General features: G+C 47.3%; 12 protein-coding genes. 2 read left to right on the forward strand and 10 right to left on the reverse strand.

Annotated elements, in window-relative coordinates:
• Positions 1-74: 74 nt before the first annotated feature.
• The 4 genes from secA to D1831_RS00230 form a co-directional block, all read right to left on the reverse strand.
• Positions 75-2,435, reverse strand: a complete 2,361-nt coding sequence (gene secA / locus D1831_RS00215; RefSeq protein WP_125070516.1) for a preprotein translocase subunit SecA — start codon at positions 2,433-2,435, stop codon at positions 75-77.
• A 200-nt stretch (positions 2,436-2,635) separates the two neighbouring features.
• Positions 2,636-3,205, reverse strand: a complete 570-nt coding sequence (gene hpf, locus D1831_RS00220) for a ribosome hibernation-promoting factor, HPF/YfiA family (RefSeq protein ID WP_125070518.1) — start codon at positions 3,203-3,205, stop codon at positions 2,636-2,638.
• Between the two features lie 133 nt (positions 3,206-3,338).
• Positions 3,339-4,007 (reverse strand): ComF family protein, encoded by a 669-nt coding sequence (locus tag D1831_RS00225; protein ID WP_225422734.1) that lies wholly within the window; start codon positions 4,005-4,007, stop codon positions 3,339-3,341.
• Positions 3,982-5,334, reverse strand: coding sequence for a DEAD/DEAH box helicase (locus D1831_RS00230; RefSeq protein WP_125070522.1), 1,353 nt, complete (start codon positions 5,332-5,334; stop codon positions 3,982-3,984). Before D1831_RS00230 ends, D1831_RS00225 begins: the two co-directional genes overlap by 26 nt.
• 69 nt (positions 5,335-5,403) lie before the next feature.
• On the opposite strand from D1831_RS00230, the gene D1831_RS00235 reads away from it, so the two are divergent.
• A complete protein-coding gene (locus tag D1831_RS00235; RefSeq protein ID WP_125070523.1) occupies positions 5,404-6,054 on the forward strand; it encodes a YigZ family protein in 651 nt (216 codons plus the stop codon).
• A gap of 48 nt (positions 6,055-6,102) precedes the next feature.
• On the opposite strand, the gene D1831_RS00240 is transcribed toward D1831_RS00235, so the two are convergent.
• The 5 genes from D1831_RS00240 to groES all read right to left on the reverse strand — a co-directional run bounded on the left by D1831_RS00240 (position 6,103) and on the right by groES (position 12,631).
• Positions 6,103-7,008 carry a phosphate ABC transporter substrate-binding protein gene (locus D1831_RS00240; RefSeq protein WP_125070525.1) on the reverse strand — a complete coding sequence of 302 codons (906 nt, stop codon included), beginning with the start codon at positions 7,006-7,008 and terminating at the stop codon, positions 6,103-6,105.
• Positions 7,009-7,320: 312 nt separating this feature from the next.
• Complete coding sequence (locus D1831_RS00245) at positions 7,321-8,418, reverse strand: glycosyltransferase family 4 protein (RefSeq protein ID WP_125070527.1); 1,098 nt, start codon at positions 8,416-8,418, stop codon at positions 7,321-7,323.
• 157 nt (positions 8,419-8,575) lie between these two features.
• Positions 8,576-10,411, reverse strand: a complete 1,836-nt coding sequence (locus D1831_RS00250; protein WP_125070529.1) for an APC family permease — start codon at positions 10,409-10,411, stop codon at positions 8,576-8,578.
• Between the two features lie 253 nt (positions 10,412-10,664).
• On the reverse strand, positions 10,665-12,290 hold the full coding sequence (groL, locus tag D1831_RS00255; RefSeq protein WP_125070531.1) for a chaperonin GroEL: 1,626 nt from the start codon (positions 12,288-12,290) through the stop codon (positions 10,665-10,667).
• A gap of 56 nt (positions 12,291-12,346) precedes the next feature.
• Positions 12,347-12,631 (reverse strand): co-chaperone GroES, encoded by a 285-nt coding sequence (gene groES, locus D1831_RS00260; protein ID WP_125070533.1) that lies wholly within the window; start codon positions 12,629-12,631, stop codon positions 12,347-12,349.
• A gap of 192 nt (positions 12,632-12,823) precedes the next feature.
• Between groES and D1831_RS00265 the strand changes: the two genes are divergently transcribed.
• On the forward strand, positions 12,824-13,462 hold the full coding sequence (locus tag D1831_RS00265; RefSeq protein ID WP_125070535.1) for a CPBP family intramembrane glutamic endopeptidase: 639 nt from the start codon (positions 12,824-12,826) through the stop codon (positions 13,460-13,462).
• A 46-nt stretch (positions 13,463-13,508) separates the two neighbouring features.
• Here the strand turns inward: D1831_RS00265 and D1831_RS00270 are convergent, their stop codons facing one another.
• Positions 13,509-14,174, reverse strand: coding sequence for a redox-sensing transcriptional repressor Rex (locus D1831_RS00270; RefSeq protein WP_125070537.1), 666 nt, complete (start codon positions 14,172-14,174; stop codon positions 13,509-13,511).
• Positions 14,175-14,226 lie beyond the last annotated feature (52 nt).

Raw genomic sequence — 14,226 nt, forward strand, 5'->3', positions numbered from 1 at the left:
TTTAAATAATAGAATTTATTGGCAAAACGAGCCCGGGACCGCAGTCTCAGACTCGTTAGGATTATCTGTATATATTACCGCTGAATATTCTGACGAATTTCAGACTTCATAAAGAGCCGGGTCGTATCATAGTCGATATCGGCAACCATCTCTTCAAACATTTGGTAACCATCCCGTTGGTATTCAACTAACGGGTTCAACTGACCGTAACCCCGTAAACCAATTGACTGTCGCAATTGGTCCATAGCGTCGATGTGATCGGTCCAGTGAGAATCAACCACCCGCAGCACAACCACTTTTTCGAATTCCAACATTTGACCAGCGTCATATAACTGTTTAGCCTTATCCGCATAAACTTTGTCGACCCGGTCCATCAAGTATTTTTCAACTTCATCGGCAGACTTGCCTTTAATGTCAGCTTCCGTGATGGAGTCTTCCTTCACCATGGCCGCCTGTGCAAAGTCCACAATGGCCGCGTAGTCGTAATTCTTCGGGTCCTGCATATGCAGTTGAACGGTTCGTTCGACAGTCCGCTTAATCATCGGCATAATGACCGATTTCAGTGACTTGTCTTCCATGATGACTTGTTGGCGTTCGCCATAGATAACTTCCCGTTGTGCCCGCATAACGTCATCGTATTGCAAAACGTTCTTCCTAGAATCGTAGTTATTCCCTTCAACCCGCTTTTGTGCTGATTCAACTTGGCGCGTGATCATTCGGGATTGAATAACCGCGTCATCGTCTTCAACGTTCATCCGCTGCAAGAAGTTCTTGATCCGTTCGGAACCGAACCGGAGCATCAAATCATCTTCAAGGGATAGGTAAAATTGGGACATACCAGGGTCACCTTGACGCCCCGAACGGCCCCGCAATTGATTATCGATCCGTCGTGATTCGTGTCGTTCCGTCCCAATTACGGCTAAACCGCCCAATTCTTTAACACCCGGTCCGAGCTTAATATCGGTCCCACGACCAGCCATGTTGGTGGCAATCGTCACGGCGCCCCGCTGACCAGCGTTGGCAACGATATCGGCTTCCTTGGCGTGATTTTTCGCGTTCAAAACCACGTGGGGTACGCCGGCTTCGTCCAAACGGTGTGACAAGTATTCGGACGTTTCAACGGCAACCGTCCCAATCAACATCGGTTGGCCCTTTTCGTGTAACGCCTGAATCTCTTTAACGACCGCGTTAAATTTACTCCGCAAGGTTGGGTAAAGTAAGTCGGAACGGTCATCACGAATCATCGGCCGGTTAGTCGGAATCGTAATAACTTCCATGTTGTAAATTTCACGGAATTCTTCCTGTTCCGTCTTGGCCGTCCCAGTCATCCCGGAAAGTTTTTTATACATCCGGAATAGGTTTTGGTACGTGATGTTCGCCATCGTTTTGGTCTCTTCTTGGATCTCAACGTGTTCCTTAGCTTCAATCGCTTGGTGCAACCCATCGGAGAACCGCCGACCATCCATGATCCGTCCGGTAAAGGAGTCAACGATCAGTGCTTGACCATCCTGAATCACGTAATCCTTATCCTTGAGCATGATGTAGTTAGCCCGTAAAGCTTCGTCTAAGTAGTGGTTCAACGCGGTATTATCCGTATCATAAAGGTTATCTAAGCCAAAATACTTTTCGGCCTTACGAATCCCTTCGTCCAATAACGCAACCGTTTTAGATTCTAGGTCAACTTTGTAATCTTCATCCTTAGTTAACGTTTTAGCAAAGCGGTCCGCCCGTTTATACATCCCGGTCGTCCCCTCGGATTGACCAGAAATAATCAACGGCGTCCGCGCTTCATCAATTAAAATGGAGTCAACTTCATCAATGATGGCAAAGTTCAGTGGTCGTTGAACCATGTCCTCACGGTAAACCACCATGTTGTCCCGCAAGTAATCAAACCCAATTTCACCGTTGGTTGAATAAGTAATGTCGGCGTTGTAGGCCGCCCGCTTTTCTTCCGGTGACTTTTCAGCGCCGTTGATCCCAACGCTCATGCCTAGCCAGTTGTAAAGCTCGCCCATTTCAGTCGCATCACGGGCTGATAAGTATTCGTTGACGGTAACCACGTGAACCCCTTTACCAGAAATGGCGTTCAGGTAAACCGGCATCGTGGCCGTTAAGGTTTTCCCTTCACCGGTTTTCATTTCAGCAATGTCGCCTTGGTGTAACACGATCCCCCCGAGGATCTGAACGTGGAATGGGTAGAGCCCCAGCACCCGTTTAGCACCTTCACGCGCCGTCGCAAATGCTTCCGGTAACAAATCGTCTAGCGATTCGCCCTCCTTATACCGTTCCCGAAATTCCGGGGTCTTAGCTTGTAAGTCAGCATCGCTTAATTTGGCGTATTCGTCAGCATAAGCTTCAACTTTATTGGCAATCTTATCGAGACGCCGAATAATCCGCTTGTCACTTTCGACCCAGCGTTTTAAAATGTTGGCCATTTACGTATCCTCTCCAAATAATCATGATTAAGTATCGTTCTTAGTTAGTCTATTTCAAAATAAAATACCATCTGTCATTTTAACATTTTTTACGGGTAATGAAAACCGCACGCTACCGATGTAACCGATAACGCGCGGTTTATTTAAAAAAGAAGGAACCGGCCACCTTCATGACCCGTTCCTTCGTTAATAATCTTAAATTATTGTTCGTCGCCGGTTTCAATCAAACCGTAACGACCATCGTTACGCCGATAGACGATGTTGATCGCATCCGTTTCCGCGTCTTCATAGATAAAGAAATCATGGCCCAGCATATCCATTTGTAGGATTGCTTCTTCATTATCCATTGGCTTTAAGGCCAAACGCTTCGTACGTACAACGTCTAACTTATCGTCCTGATCATTGTCTGCTGCTGCAGCAACGGTTTCATCGGTTGCCGCAAAATCAATCGCTTTATAGCCCTTTTCACGGGACTTGCGGTTAACTTTGGTCTTATACTTGCGGATCTGGCGTTCCAACTTGTCAGTAACCAAATCAACACTAGCATACATATCAGGAGAAGTTTCTTCTGCCCGGAGAACTAAATATGGAAGTGGAATCGTAACTTCGACTTTAGCAGTCTTGTCTGGGTGGATCTTCAAGTTGACATGGGCAATTGAGTCAACACTGTTGTCAAAGTACTTTTGTAACTTGCCCACCCGTTTTTGAACATAGTCCCGAATTGCTTGGGTCACTTCGATATTTTCACCGCGAATATTAAAATTTAGCATAGATCTTCTCTCCCTTCACACACATTGCTGTGTACCCAAAGGGGTCAAAGGACCACTCTTTAACCCCTTTGCTTAGTTTCATTATAATAGAAAGCGCTATAATAAACAATCCAAATGCCATTTTTCATCAGAATTAGCGGGCTAAGGTCAGCCCCGTCACGGACTTGGCACCGCTTTCTAAAAGCAGGTCGGCCGCGTGGCGAATCGTGCGGCCGGTTGTATAAATATCATCGATCACCACGACCCGTTTTCCCTGAATTTGTTCCGCCGCAAGTGCCAGCATAAACGGCTGCGGGGTCCGTAACCGGTCTTGACGAACCTTTTTTGACTGGGGAACGCCCTTTTCCCGCGCTAGGGTTTGTAGCCCGCGCGGTTGATTTAAACCGTCGCTCAGCCAACCGCTCACCTGATTGAATCCCCGTGATAACAGCGTACTCGGCGTGACCGGAATTATCAGTACGAGGTCACCATTTAATTGGTGTAAGGCCGTTTGCATGGTCCCTTCAAAGACCCGCCGTAACCGGTAATCCCCGTGAAACTTATATTGCTGAAAGTAGGCACGCATGGCATCATTGTAAGTAAATAACGCAACGTTGTGAAACGGTCGTTCCGCTGGCCAACGCTGGCAGTCAGGACAAAGTCTGGGAACGGTCTGATCCCGACCACAGCCGGGGCAAGCCGTTCGCCGCTCAATGCGTTTAAACCGTTGCCAGCAAACCGCACAAACGACCGGACGGGTAAATGGTCGCCAACTCAATAACCACGGCAGGCTAAATTTACTTTGAATCAATCGTTGACACAACAGGCATTGCATCCCGTAACCGCCGTCCCTTCCGGTTGACTAAACGAATTTGACGTTGCGCGCGTTTAATTGTACGTGCGTGACTAGCAGCTAAGAACCAAACGAGGCCGGTCGGACGTTCACGACTCCGACCGACCCGCCCAGCGATTTGAACTAACGCCGCCGTTGAAAACAGCGGGTCGTCCGCACCTAAAACGATCACGTCAATTCCCGGGAACGTTACTCCCCGTTCCAAAATCGTCGTCGTAATTAAAAACTGGACCCGCTGATCACGCATTTGTTGCACTTTCGCCAACCGGTCGGGGTCCGTCGCGTGTACGGTCAGGCCTCGTAAGGCTGGCAATGCCCGCTGAATGGCGGCCTGAACTGCCGCTAACTGGGCAACCTGTGGGACAAATAACAAAAACCGTTGCTGAGTCTGCTGATAACGAGCGAGCTGCCGGCGTAACCGGTTCGGCAGTTGCCCCCGTTTAATCACCTGCCACCAGTGGGGCTGGAGGGTCACTTTGATCATTGGTAGTAGGTGTTGGTGAAAGCGTAGGGGTAAGTAACTGATCTCCAAATCTCCCCGGCGAACCTGCCGTAATAACTCTTGACTAGGCGTCGCGGTTAAGTACAATAACGCACCGTGCGGTTTAACGGCCTGATTAACGGCGTAGTATAGCCGCGGGTTGGCCGCAAATGGGAAGGCGTCCACCTCATCAATGATCAAAACGTCAAACGCGTGCCGAAACCGTAACAACTGGTGGGTCGTGCAAATTGTCAACTGACAGTACCGGTACGGTGCGGGATTGCGGCCGTGTAACAAAGCAATCTCGGCATCCACAAACGCGGCTTGTAAGCGCGGTGCGAGTTCTAGGCAGACGTCCACTCTGGGAGACGCCAACGCACACCGCAGCCCCCGTTGCAACGCCCAGGTTAATCCCGGAAATAGCATTTCCGTTTTACCCGCGCCGGTCACGGCCCACAGTAGGTGTCGGTGCCGGTGTTCAAAATTTTCTCGGACCCGTTGCGCACAGGTCCGTTGCTGGACCGTTAATTGTCCCTGCCAACTACACGTTGGACGCTGTGGAAAGTCATTGGGTTCTGGAATATGATAAAGTGAAGTTAGCGTACTGTTGCGCCCTAAATTCAAACAGGCGTAACAGTAATACTGGTTGTTAGGGAGTTGGGCTTCCCGTGGATTCAAGAATTCCCCACACCGCATACATTGGATACGCGTCCCGCTGACTTGAATCCCGGTAATTTTTTGCACATCAGCGGGTAACGTCGCGGCTTCGCGCGGCGTTAAACACAACTGGCGACCATATAATTCTGATTTTTTCATACTCGTAACACCCCCCTTACTCACTAAGTTCGTATAAAAATAATTGGGGCTTGAAAGGAAACGATAATTTTGACAAAAACTTATTACACGATTCCCCGTGACGTGACCAGTGAACAAACCATCAAAAAATCCCGGTTTATTGCCCACCTTTTTCGCATCAGCGATGAGGCCGATGCCCAGGCCAAAATCAACCAAGTTCGGGCTGAAAATCCGAAGGCTAATCACAACTGCTTTGCCTACGTATTAGGTGCCGACGATCACGTCCAACGGATGAGTGACGACGGCGAGCCCGTTGGGACCGCCGGCTCACCCATCCTTGAAGTTTTGAAAACCAATGAGATCCACGACGTCCTAGCTGTCGTAACACGCTACTTTGGTGGTATCAAGTTAGGGGCCGGTGGACTTATTCGGGCTTACAGCGGCTCACCGGCGCAGGCCATCGAAACCGTGGGCAAAGTGCAACGGATCAAACAAACCCGGTTAGCCGTCACCATTGACTACCATAACGTTGACGCGCTGACTTACTACTTGAACCAACAACACTTAACTATTCTCAACACTGAATACGGTGTCAACGTCACGGTGACGATTGCCGTTGACACTGCTAGCCTAACAAGTACTAAAACCGCTCTGACAAACTTACTAAGTGGCCAAGCCAGTTTCAAAAATCAGGGGGAACAGTTCAATGAAGTTCCCATTACTCCCCAGCACAATGCTTAAACGCCAAAAAGCGGCCGGAAATTTCCGACCGCTTTTTCAGCTAACACGTTATTTTAAGTTAGTAATGGCGCCTGATTGACCCCGATCAACTTTCATTGAAGTTAATGGAATATAGCCTAATTTCTTGACTAAACTTCCTTGAACGCCCTTAGAAGTCATGTAAGTTAAGAAGTCCTTAACGGCCCCGGTTGGTTGACCCTTGGTATACATGTGTTCGTATGCCCAGATCTTCCACTTGTTGTTAGCCACGTTACTTTCAGTTGGTTTCACGTTATCAATTGAGAGTGCTTGTAAGTTGCTCTTAATGTACGAGAACGCTAAATAACTAATGGCGCCGGGTGTCGTGCCAACAATTTTTTGCACGGTCCCGTTAGAATCTTGTTCCTGACTGGTTGCAACCTTAGCGTTACCAAGGCCCCACTTTTCAAAGGTTGCCCGGGTCCCACTACCTTGTGCCCGGTTAACGACGGTGATTTTTTCGTTCTTCCCACCGACTTCTTTCCAGTTCGTAATTTTACCTTGGAAAATTTTAACGAGTTGATCCTTAGAGATATTGGTTACACCAGCGTCCTTATTGACCACTGGTGCCATCCCGACAACGGCCACCTTATGATCAACGAGCCCCTTAGCGTCCAAGCCCTTTTGCTCCTGAGCAAATAAGTCGGAGTTACCAATGTTAACAGAGCCCTTGGCGACTTGACTAAGTCCAGCACCAGAACCACCACCTTGAACGTTAATCGTTACCTTGGCGTGTTCGTTTTGATAAGCTTGACCAGCCTGTTCTACTAATGGTTGTAACGCGGTTGAACCGGTGGCCACGATCTTAGTCGTTTTCGAAGCATCACTACTACTGCTACTAGTATTCTTGGTACTCGTTGCGGAACTGTTCCCACAACCGGCTAATAACATGGTCATCGTTACGGCCAACGCCCCAAGTGTCACTGCTTTTCTCATAATCGAAACTCCCCTTCTCCATTTAACTATCATCATGAAACAATCAACGCCGTCCAAACAAGTTAGCAGGTCTGGGTAGGAAGTGCTGGTTAGTGATGCGAGCATGATCACCACTTGTTCAGAAACATTCATTGATTGCTTTTGGAACATTCTTTATACTACCGACCGTGTGTAAATTAAGAATGATGATTATGTAAATCCCTTGTATATTTTCAGTAAAGGCTAACTTTTTAAACCGAACGATTCACCAACTAAAAAGGGGCCCGCCAACCTTTGATGGTCAGCGGGCCTGTAACAATTCATTTAACTATTTTAGTGACTCGTTTTGGAGGTAAAACGCGCAACCGTGCGTTTGATCCAATCTAACAACGGCTGGCGGTTGTCTCCCGCTAACCCGATGGCCTCCACGAACAGTTCTAGTCCAAATAGCAACCCAATGGTTAGCAGGACCGAACCCCAAATGGAAGAAATTGGGTATAGTAACGAAATAAACGAAAAAATTAACGCGATGCCGTAAATAACCATGACCGTTTGGCGGTGGGTCAACCCTAACTGCATCAAGCGGTGGTGTAAATGGTGTTTATCCGCCTGTGAAATGGGTTTTTTGTTTAAGATCCGGCGAATCATGGCGTACACCGTGTCGGTAATTGGCACACCCAAAATCATTACCGGAATTCCAACGGAAATCAACGTCACGTTTTTAAGACCAAACAGGGAAAAGACCGCGGTCATAAAACCAATAAACAGCGACCCCGTATCACCCAAATAAATGCGGGCGGGAAAAAAGTTATACGGTAAAAAGCCGAGCATGGCCGCCACTAACGTAAAGATTAGTAAGGAAACAAACGTATTGGCATTTAGGAAGAACAACCCAATGATCCCCATCGTACTGAGCGCAATGATGGAAACCCCGGTCGCCAGCCCGTCTAACCCGTCGATCAAGTTGACCGCGTTGGTAATTGCTAAGATCCAAATCAACGTAACGGGTAAGCTTAACCATTGGAAATGAACTAAGCCAATGAACGGAAACGTAAAGGTGGTCATTCGAATCCCACCGATGAAGTAAACTTCTAGCGCTGCGAGCGTAATGCCTAAGATTTTTTGCCGGGGTTTTAATTCGTAAATATCATCAATGATCCCGGTGCTTAAAATAATCAGCTCACCACCAAGCAACGCGAAAAATAGTCGACTTGGGAACTGGTGCATCAGGTACAACACGGTCGTGCCAAGCGTATAGGCGAGAAAAATCGCCATCCCCCCCATAGTCGGCATGGGCACTTTATTGACCCGTCGCCGATTGGGCTTATCGACCGCTCCAATTCTAAACGCAAGTTTCCGCACAAACGGGGTCAAGATCGCGGAGAACATCATGGTCGCCATGAGGCAAACTAAGATTTCAAATCTAATCATTTGTGCGCAACTCCCTTCTCATCTATTACGATAATTATACAAATCTCAGTCCCCATTGACAACTCGGTTCAAGGAAACTTAGCAAAGGCAACACATTTCAGTCACACTTTTTTGTAAAAAAGCGTGCCACCGTCCATGGTGACACGCCTTAATTTAACTATTCTTTTAAATGGTAATTATAAGTTGAAACGATAATATTTTCCCGTGAATTTAATACCGCCCGTAAACGCAGACTCGTCTGGTTATGCAGAATGTTCTGCCAAGGTTTCTTCGGCACAAATTGTGGAACTAGCACGGTCGTTGAGAAGTTACGTTCCGCGGCCCGCTTAGCAATCACGTCACAAAAACGCAAGGTTGGCGTTGCAATTGACCGGTATGATGAATGAATATCCACGAAACGCACGTCCGGGAAGGTCGATTTAAATTCAGCCGCCGTTTTATGCTCTTTTTCGGGATTTTCGTCAAAGGAAACGTGCATGGCAATCACGTAGTCCCCAATGGAGCGGGCATAGTTGACCGCCTGGGCCGTCACCCGCGTCACGTTTGAAACCAAGACGATCACCGTCGCACCATCGTAGTCGTGGAGTTCCGCCTTTTCTTTCGCAATCACCCGCAGCTGTGCGGCCACCCGAATGTAGTGGACGTGAATACGGTAGAACATGTAAAGCAAAAGCGGCATCACAACTAAGTAAGGCCAAACGTTGCCAAAGTGGAGTGCAAACAAGGAAACCACTAGGCCAAGTGAAATTAGCGCGCCAAGTAAGTTAACGGTCGCCTTCATCCACCACCAAGCGCCCCGCTCGCGGAACCAGTGAATGATCATCCCGGACTGGGATAACGTAAACGGCACAAACACCCCAACCGCGTATAACGGAATCAACAGCGTCGTTTTTCCGTGGAAAATAAAGATCAGCGCAATGGCGCCAACGGCCAGCGAGATGATCCCGTTCGAGTAGCCCAGCCGGTCCCCACGATCCATGTAAGCGTGGGGTAAAAACTTATCCTTAGCGAGGTTATACGCCAAGATTGGAAACGCTGAGAACCCGGTATTGGCTGCCACCGCTAAGATTAACGCCGTAGCGAGTTGCAGCAAGTAATAGAACAAACCGTGGCCAAAGACGGCGGTCGCAATTTGTGATAACACCGTGTTGTCAGCCTGGGGCTTAATGCCCAAGTAATAACTTAAATAGGTGATTCCTGCAAAGAACGCGGCTAACACAATCGACATAATTGCCAGCGTATTAGCGGCGTTTTTACGTTTAGGCCGTTTAAAGTTTGGCACCGCGTTACTAATGGCTTCAACCCCGGTCAGTGAAGACGACCCGGAAGAAAAGGCCCGTAAAAACAGTACCAACGTCATCCCCTGCACCGGTGCACCAACTGCCGCCGACGCGTGGTACGTCAAATTACCACTGGCAATGTTAACGACTCCCCATAGGATCATTCCGATAATCATGATAATGAAGAAATAAACCGGAAAAGTTAAAAATGAAGCGGATTCCCGCATTCCCCGTAAATTTAACGCCATGATGGCAATCACGATCAGTACGGCAATCAACACTTGGTAGTTAGTCAACGCCGGAACGGCCGAAGTAATCGCTTCGGTCCCGGAAGTCACGGAAACCGCCACGGTCAACATGTAGTCAACGAGTAGTGAGCCACCAGCAACTAACCCCGCCGGCCGACCCCAGTTCGTACTGGCAACCACGTAGGCCCCGCCACCAGACGGGTACGCCTTGATAATTTGGCGGTACGACATGGTAATGGCAAATAAGAGCACCAACACTAACGCCGCAGCGTAGAGTTGATACATCAAGGCGGCCGCTGAAAGTGTAATTAAGACGGTCGTGATTTGTTCAGTACCATAGGCAACTGATGACAACGCATCCGAAGACAGCAGCGCCAGGGCCTTGAACTTAGTGAGCGCCTGCCCACCCTCATCCATGGTTTTTAACGGTTTCCCGATTAACAACCGTTTTAAATAACGCCACATGATAATAACTCCTTTATTTCAAAAATAATTATTCCCAAGTAAGCTAAGTCAAAGTAGATTTTACTACTTTAAATTAGTAAATACTACACGTTAAAATGGCATTCAATTAAATTCTCAACCAATTTTTTCGTCAACGATTGATTCTAACGCTCAGTGTCCCGCAAATCAACACCTCATTTTAAATTAATCTAGGGTGCTTGGCACAAAAAAACACCCACTCAATCGAGTGGGTGTTAACCGGCTTAATAACGGTTTACATCATACCGCCCATACCTGGGTTTGGTGCGGCTGGTGCAGCTGGTGCTTGTGGTTCCGGCTTTTCAGCAACAACGGCTTCAGTCGTTAATAGTAAGGCTGAAACGGAAGCGGCGTTTTGCAAAGCAGAACGGGTAACCTTGGTAGGATCAACGATCCCAGCCTTGATCATGTCAACCCATTCGTCAGTTGCGGCGTTAAAGCCAACACCTGGCTTTTGTTCCTTGAGCTTTTCAACGATAACGGAGCCTTCAAGACCGGCGTTTTCAGCGATTTGCCGAACTGGTTCTTCCAACGCACGTTTAACGATGTTGATCCCAGTTTGAACGTCGCCGGTTTCCTTCAACGCATCAACGTCCTTGATAACGTTGATCAAAGCAGTACCACCACCGGGAACGAAGCCTTCTTCAACGGCCGCGCGGGTCGCGTTCAAAGCATCTTCGATCCGGTATTTACGTTCTTTTAATTCGGTTTCCGTGGCCGCACCAACGCGAACAACGGCAACCCCGCCGGCTAATTTAGCCAAACGTTCTTGTAACTTTTCTTTATCAAAATCAGAAGTCGTTTCACTGATTTGGTTACGGATAAATTCAACCCGTTCCTTGATGGCGTCCTTTGAGCCGGCACCTTCAACGATGGTCGTGTTATCCTTAGTAACCGTAACTTTGTTAGCTTGACCTAATTGGTCAATGGTCGTGTCTTTCAATTCAAGACCCAAGTCGTCAGTAATAACGGTACCACCAGTTAAAATGGCGATATCTTGAAGTTGTTCCTTACGACGATCACCAAAACCGGGTGCCTTGACTGCAACCACGTTGAACGTCCCACGCATCTTGTTTAAGACTAAGGTTGGTAAAGCTTCACCAGAAATGTCATCCGCGATGATCAATAATGGCTTACCTTGTTCAACGATTGATTGTAACAGTGGTAAGATGTCTTGAATGTTTGAGATCTTCTTGTCAGTAATTAAAACGTACGGGTTGTCGAGGTCGGCTTCCATCTTATCGTTATCGGTTACCATGTATTGTGATAAGTAACCACGATCGAATTGCATCCCTTCAACGACGTCCAAGCTGGTATCGACCCCACGGGATTCTTCAATGGTAATCACACCATCGTGACCAACCTTTTCCATGGCTTCGGCAATCAACTTACCAGTTTCTTGGCTTGCTGATGAAATTGAAGCAATTTGGGCAATGTCGTCTTGTGACTTAACTTCGTGTGACATACCGTGCAAGGAATCAACGGCCGTCTTAGTCGCTTCTTCGATCCCACGACGAATGCCAACGGGATTAGCACCGGCGGTCACGTTCTTCATTCCTTCGTTAACGATGGATTGCGTTAAGACCGTGGCGGTAGTCGTCCCATCACCAGCGATGTCGTTAGTCTTCGAAGCAACTTCGGAAACTAACTTAGCACCCATGTTTTCAAAGTGGTCATCCAAATCAATTGCCTTAGCAATCGTTACCCCATCGTTGGTGATGGTTGGTGAACCGTATGATTGTTCCAATACGACGTTGCGACCCTTAGGCCCTAACGTTGACTTAACGGTGTCGGCTAATTTATCGACACCTTTAAGCATAGCTGAACGTGCATCTTCAGAGAACTTTAATTCTTTAGCCATTATTTAATTTCACCTCATGAATAGTTTTTGTTTAGAATAAAATAATTTTAAATGGATTAGTCTTCGACTGCGACAATGTCCTTTTCATGTAAAACGAGGTACTTGGTTCCTTCGTACTTAACTTCAGTACCGGCGTACTTGTCGAACAATACTTGATCGCCGACTTTCACGCTTGGGGTAACCTTCGTCCCGTTATCTAAAACACGACCGTCGTTAACGGCAACAACTTTACCGCTTTGGGGCTTTTCCTTAGCGTTGTTGGCAATAACGATACCGCCAATCGTTTGTTCTTCTTCTTCTTGTTGTTGCAAGATAACGCGATCACCTAATGGTTTTAACACGTGAATCCCTCCATTTATTTTTCTTTTTTAGCACTCTTAATACTCAAGTGCTAATCACAAAGTCAACTATATCATTTTGATTTGAGAATGCAAGTGATTTGTCAATTATTAGTCAAAGAATGTCAAATCGACTATAATGGGAATACTTAAGTTGAACGACTTCTAAAATCAACCAATTAAGGACGTGAGTTAATGGCTAATCGCCGCCAATCGCTGATCATTTTGATCCTCTACTTTATTATTTACGCATTACCAAGCTTACTGGTCGCTTTTTTTCACCAGTTAGGTTCACAAGTTTTCATCATTCAAACGGTCGACTACTTAGTTGGGGCCGTCCTGCTGATCTGGGCCGCCTCCCGGATGCGCGAACGCAACCCGCTGGAACAGCACCCGCGTAACTGGCTAATCACCATTATTTGGGGGCTGGCCGGCACCATTTTGGTCATCGCGGGTCAGGCCGTGATCCTTCAAATCACTCAATTACTCGGTCAGTCGACGGCGTCTACTAATACGACGACCCTCCTAACCGTCGGGCAGCAGTACCCGTTCTTTTTCGCGGCAATCATGGTGGGCGCGCCAATCATGGAAGAAATCGTCTTTCGGAAAGTCATTTTTGGAAACTTTGCGCCGGTAACTGGTCAAATCGGGGCCGCGCTGATCTCCAGTGTGTTCTTCAGCTTCGCCCACGCGGATGGTCATTTTATCCTGTACGCTTTCATTGGCCTGCTATTCTGTTGGTTATACCGACAGACTGGTCGAATCCAAACGTCAATGATTGCCCACATTCTAATGAACACCGCCGTTATTTTACCAACTTTACTCGGAAAGTAATTAATAGCCAAATAAAAACGCCCGGATAAATTTCCGAGCGTTTTTGCTATTCGTCATCACTATCGCCGTGGTCACCTAATTGTTCACCGTAGTGTTCAATAAAGTAGATTAGCGTCTGTAATTCGTTGGTTAAATCAACGTTTTGAACCCGCACCGTATCTGGTACTGAGATGCGTAACGGTGTGAAGTTCATAATTCCCTTCACGTTAGCATCGACCAGTTCGTCAGTAATATCCTGAACAACGGTCGTTGGCACCGTTAAAATGGCGATTTCAATTTGCTGTTCGATCAGTTGTTTTTTGAGTTCCGTCATTGGGTAAACCGGCACACCGCTTTGTACCGTGTTAGCAATGGCTTCATTAACGTCGAAGGCCGCGGAGATCCGCACGTTACTATTTTTATGAAAGTTAAAGTTTAATAACGCGTGACCTAAGTTCCCAACCCCGATCAACGCCACGTTAGTTAGCGTGTCCTGATTCAAAATCTTCTTGAAAAAGGCCAACAACTTCTCAACGTCGTACCCGTAACCCCGTTTACCTAAAGCCCCAAAATACGAAAAGTCCCGCCGAATCGTTGCTGAATCGACCTTGACCGCCTCGGATAATTCCGTAGATGAAACCCGCTTTTTATCGGCATCCAAAAGGATATTAAGATAACGGTAATAAATCGGTAACCGTTTCGCCGTTGCCCGGGGAATTTTTGTTTCTGCCATTCGGACAATCCCTCCTTACCAAAAGTTTGTGAATTTGCTGACACTATTCTAG

It is taken from the genome of Lactiplantibacillus garii, from assembly GCF_003885105.1.
GTDB classification, from domain to species: Bacteria; Bacillota; Bacilli; order Lactobacillales; family Lactobacillaceae; genus Lactiplantibacillus; species Lactiplantibacillus garii.